Here is a 23474-nt window from a genome sequence, read left to right as displayed (position 1 = left end):
TTCACCTGATCTCCGCCTTTCTAATTTTTTTGACCACAATACCTATTGTAGAAATGTTTCGTTAACTTTTGTAGTTATTTTTTGCAGATTATTGTAAAGGTAACATAAATCATACGAATTACCTTGTTGAGGGAATGCGAATGAGTCGAAATGCTTATTTTTATCGTAAGGGGTTTTCTGATAGGGATAGGATGTTTGATTTCAACATGCCCGGGTATAGTGTGTAGTGTAAACGATAATCAAGCAGGAGGGTTTCTACATGGGTAAGAAAATTGCAGTTGTATTAACAGATTACTTTGAGGATGCTGAATTCACCGAGCCTGCAAAAGCCTTTAAAGATGCAGGTCATGAAATCACAGTGATTGAAAACGAAAAAGGAAAAACAGTGAAAGGGAAGCAAGGAGATGCAGAAGTGAGAGTGGATGCGTCCATTGATCACGTGAAGCCTGAAGACTTCGATGCACTTCTGATTCCTGGCGGTTTCTCACCGGACATTCTGCGTGCAGATGATCGTTACGTCCAATTCACTAAAGCATTTATGGACGAGAAAAAACCAGTATTTGCGATCTGTCACGGACCGCAATTGCTTATTACAGCGAAGACGCTGGAAGGAAGAAGCGCAACTGGCTATACATCCATTCAAGTAGATATGGAAAACGCAGGCGCTAAATTTAAAGACGAAGAAGTTGTCGTTTGTCAGGATCAGCTTGTGACAAGCCGTACACCTGATGACATTCCAGCATTTAACCGTGAATCATTAAAACTGCTTGAGAAATAAACCGCAGTTATGACAGGATAAAAAAAGCCAGCACCTTGCGGGGTGCTGGCTTTTTCTGCGCATGATGTAAGGAAACTGCGTGTAGACCGTAAAGCAGCTTCCTGTTGCACCATTATTTTCTTAAGTTTTTTAGCTCGCTTGCGATGGCTTGCATTTCACTTGGGCTGAATGAAGATTTTTTCATCACCATTTGGTGAAGAAATTCGATATCTTCGTACTTGTCTGGACTGAAGTCCTCGGCTTTAATGACTCCAATGTTCAGCATATTTAACTTTTGCGAAATGTCTTCAATCAGCTGATTGACTTCAGCCGCTTTTTGCTCTGACAAGGGCGGCACGTCCTTTCCTGCATATATGTCGAATAATATGTCTATTTTAACAGAAATGCAAAAGAATAAAAGGGCTATTAAGATGACACGGAGATGTTTTTCTCCTTTTTCTCCTGCTTAATCTTATCAATGATTCGTTTGGATTCAAATACGACAACCCCTGATAAACCGATGAGCCCGATTAAGTTTGGAATCGCCATCAGCCCATTGAGCATATCTGCTACACCCCAAACGAAGTCATTTTTAAACACGGCACCGAAAAAGACAGCAATGACAAACACGATGCGATAATACATGACGTACGAATCCTTCGCCAAATATGTAAAGCATTTTTCGCCATAATAGGACCAGCCAATGATGGTGGAATAGGCAAACAAGAGCAGACCGATTGCCACAATGGTTGAGCCAACTGGACCGAGGAAATGAGCAAAGGATAACGAGGTCAGCGCATCACTTTTCACTGTTAAATACATATCTGCCATGACAATGGTAATGCCAGTGATAGAACAAACAATGATTGTATCGATAAACACTTGCGTCATAGATACGAGAGCTTGACGGGCAGGCATATCCGTTTTCGCAGCCGCAGCAGCAATTGGTGCTGACCCAAGACCTGCTTCATTGGAAAATACTCCTCGTGCCACACCCCAGCGAATGACAGTTCCAATTGCACCACCTGCCACGGCTTGACCCGTAAAGGCATCTGAGAAAATAAGACCGACTGCGCCTGGAACGAGATCAGCATTCATGACAAGAATGATCAGACCGCAAATGACGTAAAATAAAGCCATGACTGGTACAAAAATAGATGTGACCCGGCCAATGCTTTTAATTCCGCCTAAAATCACGAGTGCCGTAAAAGCCGTAATGATGATACCTGTTACCCATGTTGGAATTTGAAAAGTAGAATTCATGACTCCTGAGATGGAATTAGACTGTACCAGGTTGCCGATCCCAAAGGCAGCACTGGCGCCGAAAACAGCAAATAGAACCCCTAGCCATTTCTGTTTCAATCCATGCTCTAAATAATACATAGGTCCGCCAGACATTTCGCCTTTTTCGTTTTTGATCCTGTATTTAACTGCAAGAACAGCTTCTGCAAACTTAGTGGCCATTCCGAAAAATGCAGCAAACCACATCCAGAATACCGCACCCGGACCACCCGCTATAACTGCCGAGGCCACACCTACGATATTCCCTGTACCGACAGTTGCAGCAAGAGCCGTCATTAACGCTTGGAAATGAGAAATATCTCCTTCTGACATTTTGTCTTGTTTAGAAAAAGCGAGCTTTAAAGAATAAGGAAGTAATCTAATTTGAATGAAGAGAACGCGAAAGGTGAGGTATATTCCAGTACCAACAATTAAAATCAATAGGGGAGGCCCCCACAAAAAATTGTTCATCGTCGTGACAAACTGCTCAATTATTCCCATCTAATATCCCCCTTTGTTTGTGTAATTCTCCTAAAGTTTCTCCTGTTTTTGTGTAATTTGTCAATGGCGATGAGAGCTTTTCTTGCAAAGTTTCCAAAAGAAAAAGGGCTTGATATGATAGAGAAAAGGTTTTCGAAAAGAACTCTTAGGGAAAAGATAGGAGGAGAATGAAGAATGATTCATGTGTTATTCGTGTGTCTTGGCAATATTTGCAGGTCACCGATGGCAGAGGCCATGTTTAGAAAAAGAGTAGAAGATGAGGGGCTTAGCGAGCACTTTGTGATTGATTCAGCAGGGATTGGCGGCTGGCATCAAGGAAGTCCTCCGCATGAAGGAACGCGAAAGCTGCTTGATGAAAAAGGCATCAGCTATGAAGGAATGACTGCAAGACAAATCATGGAGAAGGATATCACCACATACGACTATATCATGGCGATGGATGCAGAAAATGTAGGGGCACTTCGCAGTATAGCCGGCTATGGGAAACATCACTTTATTGGCCGTCTTCTTGATTTTGTAGAAGACGACGATCGAGATGATGTGCCAGATCCTTATTACACTGGGAACTTTGAGGAAGTCCATGAATTAATTGAAACAGGAATTGACCGTTTTTTGACGTATGTAAAGAAAGAGAACCACCTTTAACTGAAAGGAGATCAGACGAGATGGAAGAAAAAAATCAAATCGTGCTCCGAGGAGCTGCCATAGGAGCAGCTTGCGGCGCATTGCTGACTTTATTTCATCGGCCAACGAGAATTGCACTCAAAGACAAATGGAATGACTGCCAGCAAAAGCTGGATGAATACCGCCAGGAGCCAGGCAGAATATCGGCTTGCATGAAAGAAAAGATGGAAGAAACGAAGCAGCTGATGCGAACAGTCTCAGATGATTTGTCATTTTTAAATGAACAGGTCAATCAGTTAAAGGAAACAACCCCAAGGGTATTAGAAATTATTGAAGAAACAAAGGATCACTTTCAATCGAAACAGACAGATTGATCATTGGAGATGAGGCGTATGGGTTTTATTAAAGCGTTAATTGAACGCTTTTTGCTGCACGAAGGACCGGCAAAATCTGCTGAGCTTGCGTATTTCTTTTTGCTTTCATTATTTCCGTTTCTCATCTTCGTGCTGACACTGGTTGGGTATTTGCCGCTGACGTCAAAGGATGTCCTGAGCGTCATTTCTGATTATGCGCCAGAAGGAGCGCTTTCGATGATTGAATCCATTGCCGATCAGACGCTGAATAATCGTAACGGCGGGTTATTATCGTTTGGGATTATTGCCGCCCTTTGGTCAGCATCTAACGGCATTAATGCCGTCGTCAGAGCTTTTAACCATGCTTACGAAGTTGAGGAGAATCGTTCCTTCATTCTCGTACGTTTAACATCAATCATCTTAACGATCGCGATGGTTTTGACCATTATTTTTGCCTTGATGCTGCCTGTCTTTGGAAAAGAACTTGGTTTATTTGTCGCTAAATTAGTCGGGCAGTCAGATGCCTTTCTCACCGTATGGACTGCGATGAGATGGATCATTAGCCCGCTGATTTTGTTGATTGTTTTTACATCCTTGTACTATTTTGCTCCAAACATTAGGCTGAAATTGAAATTTGTTCTGCCAGGTGCCATTTTTGCATCGATTGGATGGATTTTGGTCAGCATGCTGTTTTCATTTTACGTAGGCGAGTTTGCCAACTACAGTGCGATGTACGGAAGCATTGGGGGAATCATTATTTTAATGATCTGGTTTTATTTAACCGGCATCATGATTATCCTTGGCGGCGAGCTCAATGCGCTTTTACATAAACGTAAAATCGTACCAGGCAAGCTATAAAGAAATCCGGGCATCCTAAAGAAGAACGAACAAGTTCAATCTGAATGGATGGGGGAAATCACATATGTCCAAACAATCGAAAAAAGGCGGAAGCAATACGAAACAAAACAAAGGTCATCAGCCTAAGCACAAAACAAGCGGCAGTGCGAACGGGCAAAATGGATATCACTAAATGAAAAAACTCCTCTGCATAGCGCAGGGGAGTTTTTTTCATTTAGAAATGGATGCATTGGAACTTTCAACCACTGCTGCCGTTCGCCCAAATCGAACGCAGAAAAACACGAATAATATCACGATGCTGACAAGGTAAAGTAAATTCATTCCTTCAAACGTTTGCACAAAGATTCCACCGAGAACAGGCCCGAGAATACTCCCCGCACTAAACGCCATCCCGCACATCAAATTTCCAGCAGGAAGCAGATGCTTTGGCAATAAGTCGGTCATATAACTGATGCCAAGTGAGAAGGTAGAGCCTACAGCCATTCCGGCAATAAAGAAACAAATCGCAACAGCCAAAACCGATTGAATGAAAATTCCTGCTAGTAGGAAAAAGAAAGACCCGACGAGTGTGACACATAAAATGATGCGGCGCCTGCCAAACCGGTCGCTGAGCATCCCGAGAGGTAGCTGAAAGACAATACTTCCAATGGCAAACGCAGGTAAAATAAACGCCACTGCATCCACTGTTACCCCGCTTCTAAGTGCATACACAGGGAAGTTGCTATTGAGTGTCGTTTCTAAAAAGCCATAGCAAAACGGCATCATAAAGGCGACCCAGCCAAATTGAAAGGCTTTCTTAAAGCGCTTCAAACTGTTTGTCTGCTCTGACGTCTGCACTTCGCCCGTATCTGGATATGTATTTTTCAAAACAAAAACAAGCAGCCAAATACATAAACTAACGGCACCAGAAACAATGAAAGGTAAAGATGGGTTGATTTCAATGAGTGGTGTTAAAAAAGGTCCAGCGGCAAAACCGAGTCCAAAGGATAACCCATACAATGAAATATTTCGCCCGCGATTTCTCGATGACGACGCATAGGTCACCCACGTCTGTGTAGAGAAATGCAGCATATGATCACCAATCCCGATCATGAGCCGCAGGAAGAACCAGACGACATAAGATTCAAAAAACACAAAGCTAAACAAGCTTAAAAAGACAGCAGCGCCCCCAATGACAATTAACGGCTTAAACCCAAACCGGCGAAGCGGCGCTTCCATAAAGGGAGATGCTAGCAGCACGCCAAGATATAAGCCTGTGGCATGCAGACCGTTTAACGTAGGAGAAGTGCCGGCATGTTCAAAAATAATCGAAATGACAGGCAATAACGCTCCCTGCGAAAAACCAGATACAGATACAAGTAAAATTAAAATCATAAAGTGAATTCTCGACATAAGAAGCTCCTTACAAGTTCATATTTTCATCGTACAATGGAACCATAGGGGTTTCAATAGAAAGGTGGAAAAGGAATGAAACTGATATACGAAACGGACCGGTGGATTGCGGGAACAGATGAAAAGCAGCTGTATATCTCAGGAAAAGAAGAAATGGGGTACAGGCCATCTCAATTGTTCACCTCAGCTATTGCAGGCTGCTTTGGAGAAATGCTCATTCATGTATGCCGGAAAAAGCGAATATCCTGTGAAGGGCTGTCGATCACACCTGAAACGACAAGAGCAGGAGCTGTAAACAAAATCTCCCGTATTCATTTACATATCATTTTTGAACACATCAATACATCTGAAGAACAAATAGATAAAGTCATCACAATTGCTTTGAAGCATTGTTCGATGGTGCAGTCTGTGAAAGGAAGTATTGAGGTCACCTTCTCACACGAACGAATCTAAATGTATATGATGCCGGCACTCACGAAAGAATAACAATCAGACATATGTAAAGGAGAATGGCTGTATGAATCGTTTGTTTCTTGTGATTGTCGCAATTGGTGTGCCGCTATCGGTCATTGGCAGTTTTCTTCATTTCCCGCAGGTCATCATGTTTGCCGTGTATTGTATCGCCATTATTGGTCTTGCTAGTTTTATGGGAAGAGCCACAGAAAGTCTTGCCATCATAGCGGGCCCAAGAATTGGCGGGCTTTTAAACGCCACATTTGGAAATGCGGTAGAGTTAATTATTTCATTTTTTGCATTAAAGCAAGGACTGACAGCTATTGTACTTGCTTCATTAACTGGATCAGTTATCGGAAACTTACTGCTTGTGGCGGGGCTGTCTTTTTTCGTTGGCGGATTAAAATATAAGCGCCAAGTGTTCAATGTCCACGATGCAAGGCACAACTCGGGCTTGCTCATGTTTGCCATTATTGTGGCGTTTGTCATTCCAGAAGTGTTTTCGGTGGAGATGGCTGAGGATAAACAATTTGTTTTAAGCATTGGAATTAGCATTGTGATGATTTTGCTTTATGTCGCAGCGCTCTATTTCAAACTGGTCAGCCACCGCGGAGTCTATGTTGCCAAGCTGGAGAGCATGGACGGGGAAGCGGAGACGGAAGAAGAAACACCTGAATGGTCTGGTAAGTTTGCCACTGTGATTTTGCTGCTTGCGACGATTGCCGTTGCGTACATTTCAGAGCGCCTCGTCCATACATTTGATACGGTGGGAGAACAATTTGGCTGGAGTGAGCTGTTTATCGGAGTCATTATTGTGGCCATCGTCGGAAATGCCGCAGAACATGCCTCAGCTGTCATCATGGCGTATAAAAACAAAATGGATGTCGCGGTGGAAATTGCTTTTGGCTCAACGCTTCAGGTTGCCATGATGGTCGCGCCAATCCTTGTCATCAGCTCTCTTTTTTTCAATAAGCAGATGCCGCTCATTTTCTCTTTACCAGAGCTCATTGCGATGGCATCCGCTGTGTTACTCACGGTCATTTTATCAAATGATGGTGATACAAACTGGTTTGAAGGCGCCACATTACTTGCTGCCTATTTCATTATGGCGATTGGATTTTTCCTTTTATAATCTTTTGTGGATAAGGGACGTCTTTGCGGAAAATACTATGGAAAAATGAATGAGAAAGAGTGATGATATGAAAAAGATGCCCCGCATCATGTTTGTTGTTCTCTTATCCTTAAGTTTTCTATACAGCTTTCCAGCGGAGGCGGCGAAGCCATTTAAGGTGCCATCGTCTGTCGCTAGTATCTCAAAGGAGAATACGTATCCGAACGCGTCACAGGATCAGCCCCTGCTCCAGCCGAGCGAGCTGACAGCTGAATTGTTCAAAACAACGAATGTACCGATTGAAAATACCCATTTGATCAAAATGCTGAATGAATCCAGCATTTCAGGGACGCCATTAGCGGTTGGATACCGCGCGACCATTTTCCTTGGAAGATGGGCACTGAGCTACGATTCAAACGAAACGGTTGCCAACTGGGAATACAAAAAAGTGAATACGAACCACATTGATAATAGAGGCGGCAACAAAACTGCCATTGGAAAATACGTTCAAAAGCAGCAAGTGAAAGTGAGCGGCGGGCTCACAGCAAAGGTGCCAAACCCGGAAGATGTGAAAACATTGATGATGCAAAAAGCCATTCAAAAAACAAAGCTGCCCCTCGCTTTTGACACAGTGATTGGCGCAGGAACAAAACGAGATCAGTCGTACCATGTATCTCCGAAAAAAGCAGCTTCGCTTCATGCCTATGCACCAGCGATTAACGAAAAAGGAAAGGTGACATACGGAGAAGTGTACCTTGTGCTCAAAGGAAATAAACGCAAACTCGTCGTGAAAAACGTGACCTCACAAGGAATCGGCGCTTGGATTCCTGTTCAGGATCACCTGACGTTTGGGTTTCAAGGGATGAATTAACATAGTAAAACCCCCTCTTTCACTATAGAAGAGGGGGTTTAATTTGTCGTAAAGTTATTAATGTCAGGCGTGATATAAAACTCTATGATGGCCGAGAAAAATAATAGTATAGTTACTAGCACAAGCCCTGTACAAGTAATTTTACATATATTTTTAAAATTTATTTTCTTCTTTTTATCAAACAATAAAAGGATGGCCTCTTTCAGAAGGATAAAACCAATACCACCAGAAATCATAATAGCCATCAATTCGCTTATACCATGAGGTAAGATGAGAAGTAATGATTGTAAAGGATGCATTAAATACGGAATCGAAATTTTAAAAGCTCCACCAATCATTAATCCATTGATAAACAATATGTATACACTAGATAAACCAAAAGTAACCATTCCAACTATCATCATGATACATATAGATAAATTTTGAAAGAAATAATCAAAAAAATGACGTTGATCATTTATTCTAACAATATCCTCTGAATAATCTCCGTTTGTCATATAAAATCCCATGACCATTCCAATTGTTATGAAGAAAATAGAAGGTAAAATAAGCACTTTTAAAGCATGGTAAAAATCTTTTAAGTAACTCTTAATTGCTTTACTCATCAGTAAACAGCTCTTTTAAATTTTCTGTCGTCACGTTTGTTAATTGCTGATTCCGAAGAAGATATGTAGAGTGACTGAGCTCTTCAACAAAATCTAAAGTATGTGATGAAAAAAGCACACTTCCAAATTGAAGAAATTCTTTTAGCTTCTGAACTAATTTAATACAACTAGATGGATCTAGCCCATTAAAGGGTTCATCTAAAATAAGTAATCGAGGTTTTAATAAAAGAGCAAGTGAAATAGCTAATTTCATTTTCATTCCTTTAGAATAGTCTCTAATTAATTTGTTGGACAGGTAGTCAAGTTCAAAGAATGAAAGCATAGTATTGATTTCTGTTGAGTCTAACTTTTTGTTGTAGAGTCTAGAAACAAAATTGATATACTCGGATGCAGTTAAGTATTCATATACAAGAGAATCATCAGGTACAAAGAAAAGGTGACTTGAATAATGACGATCCTTAGGTTGCTTATCTAAAAAGCGGATAACGCCATCATCAGTTAATCGTATGCCACAAATGATCTCAAATAGAGTCGTTTTTCCTGCGCCGTTTTTTCCTATAATACCAACAGAATCATGTGGCTTAACATGAAGAGACAAATCATGGAGAATGGATTTGTTGTTAATTTGGACATGAATATTATCTAACTTTAACATTTTACTTCCCCTTTTTACTTACTTAAATTAAGAAATTGTATCTTAAGACTAGAGATTTTCAAAATAATAAAAATAAATATCAAATAAATCAATGTAGAGATAATAAAAGCAAGGTAATGCTGTTTATCAAATATGATTAGCATCAGTCCTTCCAGCAAAAAACAAAATAGAATTAGCAAATTCGCAGTCATTTTTGCTTTGCTTGAAGGAAGATTACTTACAAAATTTCTTTTAAATTCTGGATAACTAATGCTTGATAAGAAATAAATACAATTGAATAAGATCATTTGTGTTATTGCCATAACACAAATGAAAATAAAGAAAGGGAAAGACATTTGAAATATGATTGCAGCTATTGTAAAAAGGATAATGAACAGCGTGATATTAATTGAACTAGAGAGAATAATGTGACTTCGTACGATGAATTTGGGATGAATCCCAGTCAATTTCAGAAGTTGAAAACGTGCACCATGAAAATCGATGCTTGCGAGAAAGCAATATGTATCTGATAACATTTTAACAATGGCAGCTGACAGAATGATAAAAACTAAACTCTCATTAGCATTCATAAATGTTGGTATTCTATAATAAAGCAAATATAAAATAAGTATGATAGAAAATAGCGAGCTAAATAAAGGCAAGTATGTCATAATAATTTCTTGTTTTCTTTGTCTTTTGATGTAAGCAATCATTAACTGGATGAGAGACAGCTCCTTTCTTTCATGAAAGGAAAGGTGAGAAATCATTGTTTTAACCTTTCTTTTTTTTGAATTTTCACCAATGAAATGTGCTCTTACCCCATTAGAAAAAGAAGTTCGAATCAATAACATAACGATGATTAATAATGAAATTTGTAAAAAAATGATGAATTTATCTTGGAAAATTGTTGGTAAAACCGCAAAAGGCATTTGGGATATCCAGTTGAAAAACCAATTAAGCATTGAATGAGATTGGAAATCTATTTTGTTGGATAAAAAAATAACAGCTAATATAGACAAAACAAAAATTCTCAGAATTGAAAAAAACAATTGGTATGCTGTCGCAATATAACGGTACCCAATGACAGATAAGTAGAAAACCGCAAATTTCATTATATAAAGAAAGCATACAGAGTTAAGTGTAAATACAATGCCTAAAAAAACCGAACCTATTTGTGAATAATGATATAAAAAAATTGTTGGAATAAGAATTGAAGAGATTAAAACCTCTTTCAAAAATGTGGTTTCAAAATATTTTGCTAGTAACAACTCGTGAAAAGAAAGTGGTGATACAATTAATAATTTCAGGTCATTTTTTGTAGATGTTTTATAAACAGTATTTGTAATGGATTGCTGAATTCCTGTTAATAAAAAAGTAATGATGAAAAAAGTTGATATGTAAAAGATCTCGTTATGTGAAAATAAATGATTGGTATATAATTGAGTCATTATAGTGGTAAAAACTGCGCTGAATAAAAGAATGACGGATAGAGCGACATAAACAAATAAGTCATTCTTTATTTTTAATTTTGGAAGTCGATAGTAAAAAAAAGATTTTTGTCTAAAATAAATATATGTTAGTACATTTCTCATTAGAAAAATGATTCTCCTTTATCTAAAAATATGAGTTATATCACTTCCGAAAAATATAATACATACCTCAATGATTACGAAAATTATCGCAATAGCAATTAATTTTTTTATTTTCATGTTGATTAGTACATGAAAGCCACATATTAACAACATATATCTCCAGATATTAAAGGGATTTATGATAAAGATGGCAAGGGCTGTTAGAAAATGATCGTACTGAGATATATTGGTGTTATCTAAAAATGGAAAGAATAAAAGGCTGATGGCAAAAAAGATTTTTGGCATTTGACTAAATCCATAAATTGAAATGGTCGTTTTGAAACTGATTTCTCTATCTAACATAAAAGTATTTAATAACAAATAGATGGTAAAAGAAGTAATGAAAAAAGTCATTAATGAAAAAAAACTCATACCTAAAGCTATTAAATATAACCACTTGCTTTCCACATGTTCAAAGCGTTCAAAAATGACTTGAATATAAAGTAAGGGTATTAAAGCAGAAAATAATAATGGAAGAGCTATGTTAGGTTTTTTATTAAGAGAGTACATCAATTCTAATGGCTGATAAAAAATCTTGAAAAATCTCATAACGTAAGAACAACCTTTCATTAAAAGAGGAGAGAATCCTCTCCTCTTTGTTAAATCTAGTATACTACCAGTTTATTGCCTGTTTTGTTCCCCACTTTGCGACAGCACCTCTAATAAGTGGGTAAGCAATTGCTCCCCAGCCATACGTAGCACCAGCAAGTCCTATTATCGTTAGAATTCCTAAACCATTATTTACAGCATTAACTATTTCCGTTGCTGTTCCAATAGTTAAAAAAAATTTCGTGGCTACTTCAAATATCAACGTCTACACCCCCTTTCATGACTTTTTGTCGTTTTTGTTTCTTACCTCACTTCTATAAAAGTCAATAACATTAAATAATAACCAAGCAAGGAAAAGGAAATAGATAATTTTTGTAAAGTGAGAGAAGTTGTTAAAGATAAACCCCATAGTAATAAATGGTATGATCATAAATCCAAAATACTGTTTCCACCATATTTTAAAAATAATAACACCACCTAACTTTTATATATAAAATTATGTATTATTTCTCGTAATCACTATAATACAACTAGACAAAGGAGTAGTATACCTTTTTTGTTAAATTTTACACAAAAATAGAATATTTAACTTTACTCTATTAAGATACGTTTTTCCTAATTTGAATATAAAGTTTTGCTTTCAAAAGATATTATGAGTTTTAAATAAAAAAGCCATAACATAAGTTTATTTAAATAAACTTATGTTATGGCAAAATTTCCTTTTATTCCCCTAAATCCACATTATGATAAACCTGCTGCACATCTTCAAGCTCTTCTAATACATCGATTAGTTTCTCGAATTGTTCTTTAGATTCATCATCTAATGTCACTTCATTTTGAGGAAGCATTGTGATTTCAGCGACAGTAAATTCTTCGACGCCGGCTTGTTTGAATGCTTCTTGTACTTGATGGAATTGATCTGGTTCAGCGTATACAATCACTGTTTCATCTTCTTCCATGATGTCACGTACATCAACGTCTGCTTCCATTAAAAGCTCAAGCGTTTCTTCTTCACTTTTTCCTTCGACACCGATGACAGCTGTTTGGTCAAACATGTAGGCAACAGAGCCGCTTACGCCCATGTTTCCACCGTTTTTCCCGAATGCCGCACGAACATCTGACGCTGTGCGGTTCACGTTATTGGTAAGGGCATCAACGATCACCATTGATCCGTTTGGACCAAATCCTTCGTAGCGCAGCTCATCGAAATTCTCTTCCGCACCGCCTTTGGCTTTTTCAATGGCACGGTCTACAATGTGTTTTGGGACACTATATGTTTTTGCACGTTCTAGGACAAAACGAAGTGCTTGGTTTGATTCTGGGTTTGGCTCACCTTGTTTGGCAGCCACATAGATTTCACGCCCGAATTTTGCGTAAATACGACTTGTACTGGCATCCTTTGATGCTTTCTTTTCTTTAATGTTGTTCCACTTACGACCCATCTTATTCACTCTCTTTCACTTAGTAAATACACAGTATGAGGGTCCCCATGCTGCATGAAATCATTCTGCCTTCTATTATACATGAATCAGTCAAGAGGATAGAAGTAAGAGGGCTGAAATGAAGAGATTTCTCAGTTGATGTGTCCAAGCTGTTCAAGCGTTTCATGCTGCTTGTGAGATCTCGTCAGCTCGTCGCACCGAATGATCCTGCCATCTAATAACGTGAAAAGAGCCATGACATCAATTAAACCCCTGTCCCCGCTTGCGAGTTCCACATTTACAGTGTAACGAAAACACCCTTGCTGCGTATCTTCATCAAATAACACATCATGAAAAACGGGGATCTCAAGCTGTTTTGTCAATCCTTTTAATGTGGATAGATGCTTTTTAAACTCATCAAGTGTCGAAACCTTTCCATCAGTCACTTGCTGATAATCAGGTGAAAAATAAGCCTCCACTTTTTCTATATTGAATTTGATTAATACCTCTTCATACATCTCTTTAAAAAATGATATCGCTTCTTTTTTTGTCATGAATCAACATCCTCTCTTTATGTTAACCAGTTAACTATAATCCATTATAATTAACTGATTAACAAAAAACAATCAAAAAAATAACCCCATCATAAATGAGGTTATTTTGCAGGCTGGGGATAAACGAGATCTTCAAGCAATTTGACATCATGCTGATGAAGTTGTTTGATCATTTCTTTTCGGACAGCGAGGGCAGCATCGAAGTATTTTTCGTCTTCGACCATTCCTTTCACTGTGATCTCAATCCCGCGGTTCAGCTTGTTCAGGCCCATAATGCCATGGACTTGAAACGGTTCAATGGCATGTTGAAATTCATCTTTTTTGAGAAAATCATGATGCATCTGATTTAAATTGTCACAGGCCGTTTCGAGTGCTTGAAAGGCTGTATCTGGGTTTTGATTCGCACTAATTAATACAGACTCCGTAATCCGCATGTAGTGCATGTTATAGTTTTGAATTTGCCGGATGTCTCCGTTAGAGATGGTTAACAGCTTGCCGCTCCATTCTCTAATTTGCAGAGAGCGGAGACCAATCTCTTCAATCGTTCCATTAAAGAGGTTATTCACTGTCACATAATCCCCTTTATGAATCTGACGTTCATAGATCAGAAAAATGCCTGCTAAAATATCGCGAATCAGTGTCTGGGCGCCAAAACCGATGACGATCCCAGCAACACCAGCACCTGCAAGGATTTTTCCGAAATCATGAAAGAAGAGAGAAATGACATACATGACAAAGCAAATCGAAGCGGTGTATTTTGTAACAGATTTGACCAAGCTCTCGATCGTTTTTTTCTTCTTGTCCTCTATAAACTCCGTTCGTTTAAAGAAAATTTGAAGCGCTTTGTTAATCATAAAGACGGCAAGCCAAAGAACGAGTCCCACAAGGAGAATTTCAATGTATTTGTTCTTGACTATTGTCAGAAAAGTATCGTCCATCTATCGGTTACCCCCTGGCTGTACGAGAAGTAAAATCAACATCTTGATAATAGCTGTTTTTCACAAGAACATTCGGACCGAGGCATTGTACGCTTGGACAATGGCAATTCAGCTCTTTTGCTAATTTTGTGTCCATCCAGCGTGAATAAGCAGATTGCAATGTATCAGTAGCAATGTTTCCAAGCGGCGGTGTATCGCCAAAGTCTGTCACAATAATATTCCCATCAAAAATATTCACATTCAAACGTGAGCGGCCGTCAGGGTCATTTCGTACCGTGACATGTTTCTCCTGACGCAATCGCTTGAGGAGGCGCTGATCTTCTTCATCTGTGCTGCAAGAATAAAATGGCAGGGTACCAAACAGCATCCATGTGTCTTGATCACGAATATCAAGCAGCTGATGAATCGCATCACGCATTTGCGGAAGCGACAATGATTCAAGGGCGCTGGCAAAATCACTTGGGTACATTGGGTGAACTTCGTGGCGCTGGCATTTCATTTCCTCCACGATTTGCCGGTGGATGTGTTCAATATATGGAAGCGTGCGCTTATTCAGCATGGTTTCAGCAGATACGGTAACACCCGCTTTGACAAGTGCCCGGCTATTTTCAATCATGCGGTTAAATAATTTCTCGCGCTGCTCAAAGGTTGGTTTTCTGTCCATCATCGCAAAACCGACCGTTGCAAACTCTTCGACAGTTCCCCAGTTATGTGAGATGTGAAGGACATCTAAGTATGGAATAATTTCCTCATATCGCGCCAAATCAAGTGTTAAGTTTGAATTGATCTGTGTACGGACGCCGCGTTCATGGGCATACTTTAATAAAGGGACGACATATTCCCGCACAGATTTGAGAGAAAGCATAGGCTCTCCGCCTGTAATACTGATTGAGCGCAGAAGCGGAACTTCATCTAAACGGCGAAGCAGTAAATCAAGCGGCAGTGCATTCGGGTCCTTAGGCTGTAAGGTATAGCCGACCGCACAGTGCTCACATCTCATGTTACACAACGTCGTTGTTGTAAATTCGATATTTGTCAGCTTCATCTCTCCGTAATCCTGCACATCGAGATAGGCTTCCCAAGGGTCGTATGCAGGTGTAATCGGACGAAGTGCTGTTTTTTGGTTCATGGTATCTATCTCCTTTTCATTCGGGCAAACGTAGACCCGCCAACAGTTAATTTTAAGCCCCATCACCGTTATACGCAAGTGGGGCATCATTGATTTACAAGGGGAAAAAAGATAAGCTAGAAACAAATGCTAAAGGGAGTGTATCTATGGGCAAGGCAGCAGACAGCAAAGAGCAGCAGGTTGATTATTTAAAGAACCGATTAGATATGTTTATGAATGTGATTGATTCATTAGATCCTGAATCAACAGATGTTGAGGATATAGACAGACTGATCCAGATGATTGACGACCTAGAAGCGAAATATGAACGGTTTAAAAGCGATTGGAAGGAAGAATAGCTCGCGCAGTGCGGGCTTTTTTCTTTAATTTGGCAGGTGAATCAGTGTATGAGTCTCGGTCTTATTCTGCACAATAGAAGAAAAACCGGGAAGTGACGTAAATGAAAAAATACATGCTCATCTGTTTATGTGCGCTTTTTGTATCCATGCCTCTCTCAGAAGCGGAAGCCGTGTCTAATAAGCCCGTCCATTGGGGATTTGCGAAAAGCAAAGAACACAAGCCAGCAGATGCGGGTAAAGAATTGAACGTCCTTTTAAAAAAGTATGATGCCTTTTATTTAGGAAACACGAAAAAGAAAGAGATTTATTTTACCTTCGACAATGGCTATGAAAATGGGTACACGCCGAAGATCTTAGATGTGCTGAAAAAACATCAAGTACCAGGCACCTTTTTTGTGACAGGGCACTTTGTGAAGGATCAGCCTGAGCTCGTCAAACGGATGGCAGAGGAAGGTCATATCATTGGCAACCACTCCTATCACCATCCAGATTTAACAACAAAGAGTACGAAAGAAATCAAAGAAGAGCTGGACCGTGTCAATGAAGCCGTGTACAAAATCACTGGAAAACAAGACAACCTCTATCTTCGTCCGCCGCGCGGTGTATTCAGTGAAAGAGTGCTGAAGGAAACAAAAGAGCTCGGCTACCAAACCGTTTTCTGGTCAGTAGCGTTTGTGGACTGGCATATTCATCATCAAAAAGGAAAACAGTATGCCTACGATCAAATGATGAAGCAGGCGCACCCAGGTGCCATTTACTTACTTCATACCGTCTCAAGGGACAATGCCGAGGCATTGGATGATGCCATCACGGCTCTGAAAAAACAAGGATATTCCTTTAAAAGCCTAGACGATCTCATGCTTGAAAAAGTATGGCATCTGCCTCAGCTATAGAAAAAAGCTTGCAGAAGACCTGCGAGCTTTTTCTTTATCCTTCTCTTATTTTACGCTGAAACAAAATCGGGTGATGACGCGTAAAAGAGTCAATCAAGCCCTCACCGAAAATCGTGATTGTTTGCTCCCAAGGATGTCCTAGCAAGCCCCAATGCATCTCCTTTGATAAAAAGAAATCATAATCCCCGTTAGGAAGCACAGGGACTCTCCATTCCCCAATTTCATCTTTTTCAAATGACCCGTATGGAGTGATCCAGTAGCATTCGTGCTGCCAATCGAGTGCCAGCATATATTCGTCTGTTCTCATATGCTCCTGAAAAGCAAGTAACGCTTTCTCTTCAAGGTCTTCCTCCGCATGTAGAAGGGAAGGGTCCTCAAAATAAGCAGAAATATCATATGTAATGAAAGGAGAAGGTACGTGAAATGAGGGAAAACGAGAGATGCTTGGATTAAATTTGAAATCTCGATAGAACGTCTTCCATACCAGCTTTAGTTCTTGATGAGTCAATGGAATCCAGTTTTCCACCTTAACCGCCCCCAAGCTATTCTCTCAACAAATTATTTGAAAATGCGGAACCACCCTTTATGCTTAAACCACAAAAGCATACCCGAGACGAGCAGACCCATGAAAATCAGTACGCCAAAATAGCCATACTTCCAGTGTAATTCAGGCATGTTGTCAAAGTTCATCCCGTACACCCCAACAATAAAGGTCAGTGGAATAAAAATGGTCGACACAATGGTCAATGTCATCATGATTGCATTCATTCGATTGGAATTCAGCGTCTGATAGCTGTCTCGTAAATCGGCCGTCATATCACGGTTTGACTCGACGATCTCGGTTAGTTTCAAAAGGTGATCATAAATATCATTGAAATATGCTTGCCGGTTCGTATCGCTTCTCATCGTATTTGTGTTGACAATACGATATAAAAGGTCCCTCATCGGGATAATCGTTCTTCGCAGCTTGAGCAAATCGGATCGAATTCCGAATACTTCGTTCATCAGCGTTCCATATGTTTTATGACCTTCTTCATCCTCAATTTCATTCAGCCTGTCCTCAATTTGATAAATGATTGGGAAATAATCATCGGTAAGCTGATCAATCAGCATATAAGCAATATGCTCAGGTCCGCTATTTCGGGTTTTGTCAGATTCTTTGAGCTTTCGAATGACACGATCAATGTATGGTGCTTCCTTCAAATGAAAGGTCACAATATAATTGTCACCGACAAACAGATCGATTTCCTCAGATCGAAGCGTCTTTTGATTCAGGGCATGAAGCACGAAAAATAAATACCCTTCATAAAAATCAAGCTTCGGCCGCTGTAAATAATGGAAGCAATCCTCAATCGCAAGCGGATGGAACTGAAAGTATTCTTTTAAAAGCGCTGCTTCCTTTTCCGTAGGCGCATGAAAATCAATCCAATACCAGGCGATATCGGGGCTTGAAAGCTGCTGCAATGTTGCATGTTCAATCAAGTCGCCGTTTTTTGTCACTGCAATTTTTTTCAGCATGTGCACCCCTCCAGACTTGCATTATATCATGAAGCAGCACCGGTGAACTTATACGTGTTCTGCATAAAAAAGCCGATCTCATTACTGAGATCGGTCCAATGTGCGTGTATGATTGATGGATAAAACCGAGAATTAAGGACGACGGAAGTTGACGAAACCACCGTTACGGTCGAACCAGCCTCTAAATGCCCAGTTGATGTAGCCGCCGTCACCTTTGTTTGTGAAAGATCCATTTTCAAATACCCAAACTCCGTAAGTAATGCTTCCGTATTTCACAGTAGCAAACGTTTTGACTCCGTTGAAACGAGTCTCATAACCTTGGCTTAAGTTAAATACCATGACATTGTATTTTGAGCCCGCAGCATAGAAAGCAGACTCCATTAGTCCTTTGACAAAGCCTTCACGGTTTGTGTTAGCATTTGCAGCATTGATTAATGCATTAGCTATACCAAGTACGTCAAAGTTAATATTAACGTTTCCTGCGGTTGTAGATGCTTTACTTTCAGCAGCTTTGTTTAAAACAGTTTGCTGAACAGTAGTTGAAACTGGAGTAGTTTTTTGTTCAGCAGCGTCAGCGAATACTGGTAGTGTCGAAGAAACAGCAGTGGCAAGGGCAACAGAAAGAATGGTTTTTTTCATTGGTCGGATCTCCTTGTTTTTAAATTTTGGGTCTTCCTTTTCGTAAAAAGTGAAACTAGGTGAAGCCGGTTATCAATGAGGTAAAATATGGTCCTGCAAGATAAAACAAATGATTGCCTAATCAGCTAATTCCTTTGTTCACCTCCTTGATATGTCATAATTATACAAATATTTTCGGGATAGAAGATATCACCCAGAGGTTCTATTTCTAATTTAAGGTAAATAATCCTAAAATATTGAAGGGTGCTGTCGAATTTTAGCTGAATTCGACTAAAAATGTTCCTTCATCCAAAAGGAAAATGACCGTAAATAAGGAAGATATAACTGATAAATTCTTGTACTCTTTATGTTTAAAAGTATTCAATATGGAGAATCATTCATGCAAAGTGAAACAATCGCATCTGCGTGTTTGCAGAAAGGAAGAGGAAAACATGTGGGAAAAAGAGCTGATGGTGGAGCCGCCGTATCATTTCGATCAAGTGCTCAGACGCTTATCAAGTGATCCATTAAAAGCAGTCGATTTGAATAAACGAGAAATCAAAGTACCAATTAGGTTAGAACAAAAACCATACGTTGTCGTCGTTCAAGCCACCGGAACAAAAGAAGCGCCCACGTTTCGGGTGCAAGGAAAAGGTCCTGAGGAACCTCTCATATGTGAGATGAAGCGGATATTTGGTATGAAGCATCAATTACACGCTGTGCATGAGCATTTTTCTCAAACGAATTTAGCGTCCATATTTGAGCGTCATGTCGGGACACCGCTCATGCTGGATTTTCATTTATATCATTGTTTGATGAAATGCATCATTCATCAGCAGCTCAATCTGGCGTTTGCTTATGAGCTCACGAAACGGTTTGTTCATACGTACGGTGAGCAAATAGAAGGTGTTTGGTTTGATCCTTTACCGGAAGCCATCGCCTCACTTGAAACAGAGGATTTGAGAAAGCTCCAATTTAGTCAGCGGAAAGCGGAATATGTCATCGATGTATCGAAGCGAATTGTGAGCGGCTCTCTTTGTTTAGAAGAATTACACGATTTAACTGATCTGGAGGTGGAAGAACGTCTGCTTCCGATTAGAGGGATTGGACCTTGGACAGTTCAAAATGTGCTCATGAATGGACTTGGAAGACCAAATCTCTTTCCGATGGCAGATATCGGTATTCAAAACGCCATCAAGCGGCATTTTGACCTGCCTGAAAAGCCGACAAAAGAAGAAATGGCAGCATTAAGCAAGGAGTGGACCCCGTATTTAAGCTACGCTTCTTTATATTTATGGAGAAGCATTGAGACAGATAAATAAATGAAAGGGATTTTCTCTCTTTGTCCAAGTCATGATATACTAATGAGATGGAATAAAATGAAGACAACCTATCAAGGGTTCAGATAGAACGGAGAGAATGAAGTGAAGGAAAAACAGCAAGGTGCCCTTTTACAAAAGGGACAGCAGTTCCCGCTTACCATTAAACGCCTTGGCATTAATGGGGAAGGGGTCGGTTATTTTAAAAAGCAAGTGGTCTTTGTCCCGGGTGCGCTTCCAGGCGAAGAAGTGGTTGTGGAAGCAACGAATGTCCAAGCAAAATATGCAGAAGGTACGGTCAGGAAAGTCCGAAAGCGCTCCGAGCATCGAGTGAAACCGCCATGCCCAGTATACGAGCAGTGCGGAGGCTGTCAGCTACAGCATTTGGCATACGAGCAGCAGCTAAAGGAAAAACGAGATATTGTCATTCAATCAATAGAACGACATACGAAGCTATCAGTTGAAAAACTAGATATTCGACCAACGATCGGTATGGAAGATCCGTGGCACTACCGGAACAAAAGCCAGTTCCAAGTAGGGCGTTCTCACAGCGGTGACATCATTGCTGGACTTTACGGACTGAACTCTCATAAGCTTGTACCGATCAAGGAATGTATCGTGCAGCATCCAAATACGAACAAAACAACGGGCGTTGTCCGCAAAATCTTAGAGAAATTCGGTGTATCGGTCTACAATGAACGGACAAGAAAAGGCGACGTACGCTCAATTGTCGTGCGTGTCGGCTTTGAAACAGGGGAAGTACAAGTCGTTCTTGTGACATCGAAACCTGAATTTCCAAAGAAAAAAGAAATCGCCGAAGCCATTCAAAAACGTCTGCCAGAAGTGACGTCCATTATGCACAATGTCAACGGTGAAAAAACGTCGGTCATCTTTGGCCATAAGACATCTCACCTAGCTGGCAACATGGTCATTCAAGAATTTTTAGGAGACGTCTCCTTTGAACTGAGTGCACGTGCTTTCTTCCAATTGAATCCGAAGCAAACGCTAAAGCTTTACGACGAAGCGAAAAAAGCGGCCAAACTGACTGGCAAAGAAAAGGTTGTCGATGCGTATTGCGGCGTTGGAACGATTGGTATGTGGCTTTCAGATGGCGCAAAAGAAGTAAGAGGAATGGATGTCATCAAAGAATCGATTGATGATGCCAAGAAAAATGCCAAAAAACACGGCATGAAAAACGCGACCTATGTGACAGGAACAGCTGAACACTGGCTGCCAAAATGGGTCAAAGAAGGCTTCCGTCCTGACGTCATCGTCGTGGACCCGCCAAGAACAGGCTGCGAGCGCACCTTCTTAGACACTGTCAAACAAGTCAAACCAAAACGCCTTGTCTACGTCTCTTGCAACCCATCGACATTAGCAAAAGACCTCGAATACATGTCAAAAGACTACAAAATCGAATACATGCAGCCAGTGGATATGTTTCCGCAAACGGCGCATGTGGAGACAGTTGTATCAATGGTTAGAGTATAAAAAGTGAAGTGAATAAAGACTGTCCGTGATTTGAATACTGGTGTCTAGCTGGTAGGATGATCACGGATTTTTTTTTATACTGATCCATAGGTGTCGATCAGAGTAAACCATATAAAGGAGATAGAGGAGGATGAAAATGAGTCAATTCGATATTCTAACAAAATACATCCCGATGCTTCAGGAAGATCATATTGGAGAATGGGTAAACGATCAAGAAAATGATGGCACAGCTGAACATCCGATTCAGATGCCCTTTGTGAATTATTCCGAAACGGTCCGTCACTTGATCGAAGATGTTTATACCTTTGCAAAACAACATCAAGAGCTGGAGCTTACCCGCTACAGAGAAATCCTCAAAGAAAATGGCATTGAATCGGGAATGAATGATATGGAGAATGTGGACATGTCAGATTTAAATGCGCAGTGTGTGCTTGCTCTCATGATGGGGGTTGTGATAGCTGAACGGTTTTGCGAGGGTCTCATATTCAATTTCTTTAAAAGCGGAACCATTGTTAAGTGCCTTGAAAGATTGGATTGTTTGGATTAAGAGAAGGGTGCGTCTGATAAAAAATGCATTGAAACAATGAAAAACCTAGATGATATGAAGTCTAGGTTTTTTTGCATCATTTCTTCTGTTTCCGAACAAGATCACGAGCATGTTAACTTCTCAGCTTCTTGACGAAATAGATCAAGCAGCAGCTGCTTGGTCTTTTCCAGAGAGAGATGAGGTTCCTTATGAGATAAGATTCCTATTGGGATAAAAGGATCCTCCATATCGATTGGAACTTTCACAAACTCGTCTGACAATGGTGTAGAGGAAAGGACGACTCCGACGGAGGGAAATTCTTTTAGAAATGGCGGAATCGCTGAAATCTGGCTGATAGTATAAGTGAACGGCTCAATATTTATTCTTGATAGTTCCTTTTGTAACTTCATGTGATATAAACAACTTTCCCCACCTATGATCAGTGGTTGTTGATAAAGATCCTTGATCAATGAAATCGTTCCAACTTGATCTGCCTGCTGTTTTGAGATGATAAAAGATATTTCCTCTTTGTACAATTCCTCAAACGGAAGTGGGTTCATCGCCGGTTCCCCTGCAATAGCAAAATCAATCTCTCCCTTGAGCAGCTGCTTGTGAAGAAAGTCTGTATTACCGATGATAAAGTGGCATGTGATATTCGGTTTTTGCTTTCTGAATGTTTGAAGGACGGAAGGAACATTAGAGGCAGCGATAGGTTCTATGACTCCTATATTCAAGGTACCGATTTCTTCTTTTTGGAGTTTTTGTGATTGCTCTAATACAAAGTGCCAATGGAGAATCAGCTGATCAATCTCTTTGGCAAACAATTGCCCTGAAGGGGTTAATTCAGCCTCCCATCCTCTCACAAACAATTGAAATCCTAACTCCTGTTCTAATCGTTTGATCTGATTTGTTATGGTTGACTGTGCATAATTCAATTTTTGAGCGGCTTTTGAGAATGTCCCCTCTTGAATCACGGCTTGAAAAGCTTTTAATTCTTTTAAGTCCATTTCTGATAATCTCCATTCGTATTTCGAATAATAATTTATATATTTATCAATTATACAAAACAAGTATGAAGACGTAAAATGAAGTGAGACAGAAAGAGGAGA

The 23474-nt window shown here is 40.0% G+C and carries 28 protein-coding genes; 12 read left to right on the top strand and 16 right to left on the bottom strand.

Annotated features, from left to right (window positions below; genetic code table 11):
* Positions 1–259 precede the first annotated feature (259 nt).
* The gene (locus C6348_RS16180) at positions 260–778 is read left to right on the top strand and encodes a type 1 glutamine amidotransferase domain-containing protein (RefSeq protein WP_095286079.1); all 519 of its coding nucleotides are present in this window, start codon (positions 260–262) and stop codon (positions 776–778) included.
* A 112-nt stretch (positions 779–890) separates the two neighbouring features.
* Here C6348_RS16180 and C6348_RS16175 read toward each other — a convergent pair whose 3' ends face one another.
* Together C6348_RS16175 and C6348_RS16170 are read right to left on the bottom strand one after the other, a co-directional pair.
* On the bottom strand, positions 891–1106 hold the full coding sequence (locus C6348_RS16175; protein WP_003214000.1) for a DUF1128 domain-containing protein: 216 nt from the start codon (positions 1104–1106) through the stop codon (positions 891–893).
* Positions 1107–1183: 77 nt separating this feature from the next.
* Entirely contained in the window at positions 1184–2539 is a 1356-nt protein-coding gene (locus tag C6348_RS16170; RefSeq protein ID WP_060595772.1) for an alanine/glycine:cation symporter family protein, read from the bottom strand.
* A 174-nt stretch (positions 2540–2713) separates the two neighbouring features.
* On the opposite strand from C6348_RS16170, the gene C6348_RS16160 reads away from it, so the two are divergent.
* From C6348_RS16160 to C6348_RS16150, 3 genes are read left to right on the top strand one after another with little or no spacing between them, the layout of a single operon-like run.
* Positions 2714–3184 (top strand): low molecular weight protein-tyrosine-phosphatase, encoded by a 471-nt coding sequence (locus C6348_RS16160; RefSeq protein ID WP_034665148.1) that lies wholly within the window; start codon positions 2714–2716, stop codon positions 3182–3184.
* Positions 3185–3204: 20 nt separating this feature from the next.
* Positions 3205–3537, top strand: a complete 333-nt coding sequence (locus C6348_RS16155; protein ID WP_034665145.1) for a hypothetical protein — start codon at positions 3205–3207, stop codon at positions 3535–3537.
* A gap of 18 nt (positions 3538–3555) precedes the next feature.
* Positions 3556–4374 carry a YihY/virulence factor BrkB family protein gene (locus C6348_RS16150; protein ID WP_106043727.1) on the top strand — a complete coding sequence of 273 codons (819 nt, stop codon included), beginning with the start codon at positions 3556–3558 and terminating at the stop codon, positions 4372–4374.
* 210 nt (positions 4375–4584) lie between these two features.
* Here C6348_RS16150 and C6348_RS16145 read toward each other — a convergent pair whose 3' ends face one another.
* Positions 4585–5766, bottom strand: a complete 1182-nt coding sequence (locus C6348_RS16145; RefSeq protein ID WP_106043726.1) for an MFS transporter — start codon at positions 5764–5766, stop codon at positions 4585–4587.
* Positions 5767–5841: 75 nt separating this feature from the next.
* Between C6348_RS16145 and C6348_RS16140 the strand changes: the two genes are divergently transcribed.
* The 3 genes from C6348_RS16140 to C6348_RS16130 all read left to right on the top strand — a co-directional run bounded on the left by C6348_RS16140 (position 5842) and on the right by C6348_RS16130 (position 8201).
* The gene (locus C6348_RS16140) at positions 5842–6219 is read left to right on the top strand and encodes an OsmC family protein (RefSeq protein ID WP_106043725.1); all 378 of its coding nucleotides are present in this window, start codon (positions 5842–5844) and stop codon (positions 6217–6219) included.
* Positions 6220–6283: 64 nt separating this feature from the next.
* Positions 6284–7351 carry a calcium/proton exchanger gene (gene cax / locus C6348_RS16135; protein WP_060595776.1) on the top strand — a complete coding sequence of 356 codons (1068 nt, stop codon included), beginning with the start codon at positions 6284–6286 and terminating at the stop codon, positions 7349–7351.
* Positions 7352–7418: 67 nt separating this feature from the next.
* A complete protein-coding gene (locus tag C6348_RS16130; RefSeq protein ID WP_050944786.1) occupies positions 7419–8201 on the top strand; it encodes a YfkD famly protein in 783 nt (260 codons plus the stop codon).
* A 38-nt stretch (positions 8202–8239) separates the two neighbouring features.
* On the opposite strand, the gene C6348_RS16125 is transcribed toward C6348_RS16130, so the two are convergent.
* The 9 genes from C6348_RS16125 to yfkAB all read right to left on the bottom strand — a co-directional run bounded on the left by C6348_RS16125 (position 8240) and on the right by yfkAB (position 15662).
* Positions 8240–8806: a stage II sporulation protein M gene (locus C6348_RS16125; protein ID WP_060595778.1), complete on the bottom strand. Its 567-nt coding sequence runs from the start codon at positions 8804–8806 to the stop codon at positions 8240–8242.
* Complete coding sequence (locus C6348_RS16120) at positions 8799–9461, bottom strand: ATP-binding cassette domain-containing protein (protein ID WP_060595779.1); 663 nt, start codon at positions 9459–9461, stop codon at positions 8799–8801. The genes C6348_RS16125 and C6348_RS16120 overlap by 8 nt, the downstream gene beginning before the upstream one ends.
* Before the next feature lie 14 nt (positions 9462–9475).
* Positions 9476–11032, bottom strand: a complete 1557-nt coding sequence (locus C6348_RS16115) for a hypothetical protein (RefSeq protein WP_106037178.1) — start codon at positions 11030–11032, stop codon at positions 9476–9478.
* Between the two features lie 18 nt (positions 11033–11050).
* Entirely contained in the window at positions 11051–11620 is a 570-nt protein-coding gene (locus C6348_RS16110) for a YIP1 family protein (protein ID WP_159049986.1), read from the bottom strand.
* Positions 11621–11684: 64 nt separating this feature from the next.
* Positions 11685–11882: a hypothetical protein gene (locus tag C6348_RS16105; RefSeq protein WP_024425263.1), complete on the bottom strand. Its 198-nt coding sequence runs from the start codon at positions 11880–11882 to the stop codon at positions 11685–11687.
* Between the two features lie 460 nt (positions 11883–12342).
* A complete protein-coding gene (locus C6348_RS16100) occupies positions 12343–13062 on the bottom strand; it encodes a YebC/PmpR family DNA-binding transcriptional regulator (RefSeq protein ID WP_012009270.1) in 720 nt (239 codons plus the stop codon).
* Between the two features lie 131 nt (positions 13063–13193).
* Positions 13194–13595, bottom strand: a complete 402-nt coding sequence (locus C6348_RS16095) for a nuclear transport factor 2 family protein (protein ID WP_106043724.1) — start codon at positions 13593–13595, stop codon at positions 13194–13196.
* Positions 13596–13696: 101 nt separating this feature from the next.
* Positions 13697–14533: a mechanosensitive ion channel family protein gene (locus C6348_RS16090; RefSeq protein ID WP_060595782.1), complete on the bottom strand. Its 837-nt coding sequence runs from the start codon at positions 14531–14533 to the stop codon at positions 13697–13699.
* A 7-nt stretch (positions 14534–14540) separates the two neighbouring features.
* Complete coding sequence (gene yfkAB / locus C6348_RS16085) at positions 14541–15662, bottom strand: radical SAM/CxCxxxxC motif protein YfkAB (protein ID WP_060595783.1); 1122 nt, start codon at positions 15660–15662, stop codon at positions 14541–14543.
* Positions 15663–15808: 146 nt separating this feature from the next.
* On the opposite strand from yfkAB, the gene C6348_RS16080 reads away from it, so the two are divergent.
* Positions 15809–16000 carry an SE1561 family protein gene (locus C6348_RS16080; RefSeq protein ID WP_044139757.1) on the top strand — a complete coding sequence of 64 codons (192 nt, stop codon included), beginning with the start codon at positions 15809–15811 and terminating at the stop codon, positions 15998–16000.
* A 101-nt stretch (positions 16001–16101) separates the two neighbouring features.
* On the top strand, positions 16102–16893 hold the full coding sequence (gene pdaA, locus C6348_RS16075) for a delta-lactam-biosynthetic de-N-acetylase (RefSeq protein ID WP_095286087.1): 792 nt from the start codon (positions 16102–16104) through the stop codon (positions 16891–16893).
* 34 nt (positions 16894–16927) lie between these two features.
* Here pdaA and C6348_RS16070 read toward each other — a convergent pair whose 3' ends face one another.
* The 3 genes from C6348_RS16070 to C6348_RS16060 all read right to left on the bottom strand — a co-directional run bounded on the left by C6348_RS16070 (position 16928) and on the right by C6348_RS16060 (position 19050).
* Positions 16928–17419, bottom strand: a complete 492-nt coding sequence (locus tag C6348_RS16070; protein ID WP_106043723.1) for a DUF2716 domain-containing protein — start codon at positions 17417–17419, stop codon at positions 16928–16930.
* A gap of 32 nt (positions 17420–17451) precedes the next feature.
* Positions 17452–18411 (bottom strand): magnesium/cobalt transporter CorA, encoded by a 960-nt coding sequence (gene corA / locus C6348_RS16065; RefSeq protein WP_060595785.1) that lies wholly within the window; start codon positions 18409–18411, stop codon positions 17452–17454.
* Between the two features lie 132 nt (positions 18412–18543).
* Positions 18544–19050 carry a hypothetical protein gene (locus C6348_RS16060; protein ID WP_034665101.1) on the bottom strand — a complete coding sequence of 169 codons (507 nt, stop codon included), beginning with the start codon at positions 19048–19050 and terminating at the stop codon, positions 18544–18546.
* 431 nt (positions 19051–19481) lie between these two features.
* Between C6348_RS16060 and C6348_RS16055 the strand changes: the two genes are divergently transcribed.
* From C6348_RS16055 to C6348_RS16045, 3 genes are all read left to right on the top strand, one after another.
* Positions 19482–20351, top strand: a complete 870-nt coding sequence (locus C6348_RS16055; RefSeq protein ID WP_106043722.1) for a DNA-3-methyladenine glycosylase family protein — start codon at positions 19482–19484, stop codon at positions 20349–20351.
* 102 nt (positions 20352–20453) lie between these two features.
* On the top strand, positions 20454–21839 hold the full coding sequence (gene rlmD / locus C6348_RS16050; RefSeq protein ID WP_060595788.1) for a 23S rRNA (uracil(1939)-C(5))-methyltransferase RlmD: 1386 nt from the start codon (positions 20454–20456) through the stop codon (positions 21837–21839).
* A 136-nt stretch (positions 21840–21975) separates the two neighbouring features.
* Positions 21976–22386: a DUF6508 domain-containing protein gene (locus C6348_RS16045; RefSeq protein WP_106043721.1), complete on the top strand. Its 411-nt coding sequence runs from the start codon at positions 21976–21978 to the stop codon at positions 22384–22386.
* A gap of 101 nt (positions 22387–22487) precedes the next feature.
* Here C6348_RS16045 and C6348_RS16040 read toward each other — a convergent pair whose 3' ends face one another.
* Positions 22488–23372 carry a LysR family transcriptional regulator gene (locus tag C6348_RS16040; RefSeq protein WP_106043720.1) on the bottom strand — a complete coding sequence of 295 codons (885 nt, stop codon included), beginning with the start codon at positions 23370–23372 and terminating at the stop codon, positions 22488–22490.
* Positions 23373–23474: the final 102 nt, after the last annotated feature.

This window comes from Bacillus sp. YBWC18, from assembly GCF_002998775.1.
Taxonomy (GTDB): domain Bacteria; phylum Bacillota; class Bacilli; order Bacillales; family Bacillaceae; genus Bacillus.
Note: the sequence above shows the minus strand (reverse complement) of the source record. Positions and strands in the feature narration are given on the sequence as shown.

Coding starts and splice junctions, on each gene's coding strand:
- C6348_RS16180 (WP_095286079.1), top strand. CDS start 260: ATGGGTAAGAAAATTGCAGTTGTATTAACAGATTACTTTGAGGATGCT.
- C6348_RS16170 (WP_060595772.1), bottom strand. CDS start 2,539: ATGGGAATAATTGAGCAGTTTGTCACGACGATGAACAATTTTTTGTGG.
- C6348_RS16160 (WP_034665148.1), top strand. CDS start 2,714: ATGATTCATGTGTTATTCGTGTGTCTTGGCAATATTTGCAGGTCACCG.
- C6348_RS16155 (WP_034665145.1), top strand. CDS start 3,205: ATGGAAGAAAAAAATCAAATCGTGCTCCGAGGAGCTGCCATAGGAGCA.
- C6348_RS16150 (WP_106043727.1), top strand. CDS start 3,556: ATGGGTTTTATTAAAGCGTTAATTGAACGCTTTTTGCTGCACGAAGGA.
- C6348_RS16145 (WP_106043726.1), bottom strand. CDS start 5,766: ATGTCGAGAATTCACTTTATGATTTTAATTTTACTTGTATCTGTATCT.
- C6348_RS16140 (WP_106043725.1), top strand. CDS start 5,842: ATGAAACTGATATACGAAACGGACCGGTGGATTGCGGGAACAGATGAA.
- cax (WP_060595776.1), top strand. CDS start 6,284: ATGAATCGTTTGTTTCTTGTGATTGTCGCAATTGGTGTGCCGCTATCG.
- C6348_RS16130 (WP_050944786.1), top strand. CDS start 7,419: ATGAAAAAGATGCCCCGCATCATGTTTGTTGTTCTCTTATCCTTAAGT.
- C6348_RS16125 (WP_060595778.1), bottom strand. CDS start 8,806: ATGAGTAAAGCAATTAAGAGTTACTTAAAAGATTTTTACCATGCTTTA.
- C6348_RS16120 (WP_060595779.1), bottom strand. CDS start 9,461: ATGTTAAAGTTAGATAATATTCATGTCCAAATTAACAACAAATCCATT.
- C6348_RS16115 (WP_106037178.1), bottom strand. CDS start 11,032: ATGAGAAATGTACTAACATATATTTATTTTAGACAAAAATCTTTTTTT.
- C6348_RS16110 (WP_159049986.1), bottom strand. CDS start 11,620: ATGAGATTTTTCAAGATTTTTTATCAGCCATTAGAATTGATGTACTCT.
- C6348_RS16100 (WP_012009270.1), bottom strand. CDS start 13,062: ATGGGTCGTAAGTGGAACAACATTAAAGAAAAGAAAGCATCAAAGGAT.
- C6348_RS16095 (WP_106043724.1), bottom strand. CDS start 13,595: ATGACAAAAAAAGAAGCGATATCATTTTTTAAAGAGATGTATGAAGAG.
- C6348_RS16090 (WP_060595782.1), bottom strand. CDS start 14,533: ATGGACGATACTTTTCTGACAATAGTCAAGAACAAATACATTGAAATT.
- yfkAB (WP_060595783.1), bottom strand. CDS start 15,662: ATGAACCAAAAAACAGCACTTCGTCCGATTACACCTGCATACGACCCT.
- C6348_RS16080 (WP_044139757.1), top strand. CDS start 15,809: ATGGGCAAGGCAGCAGACAGCAAAGAGCAGCAGGTTGATTATTTAAAG.
- pdaA (WP_095286087.1), top strand. CDS start 16,102: ATGAAAAAATACATGCTCATCTGTTTATGTGCGCTTTTTGTATCCATG.
- corA (WP_060595785.1), bottom strand. CDS start 18,411: ATGCTGAAAAAAATTGCAGTGACAAAAAACGGCGACTTGATTGAACAT.
- C6348_RS16060 (WP_034665101.1), bottom strand. CDS start 19,050: ATGAAAAAAACCATTCTTTCTGTTGCCCTTGCCACTGCTGTTTCTTCG.
- C6348_RS16055 (WP_106043722.1), top strand. CDS start 19,482: ATGTGGGAAAAAGAGCTGATGGTGGAGCCGCCGTATCATTTCGATCAA.
- C6348_RS16045 (WP_106043721.1), top strand. CDS start 21,976: ATGAGTCAATTCGATATTCTAACAAAATACATCCCGATGCTTCAGGAA.
- C6348_RS16040 (WP_106043720.1), bottom strand. CDS start 23,372: ATGGACTTAAAAGAATTAAAAGCTTTTCAAGCCGTGATTCAAGAGGGG.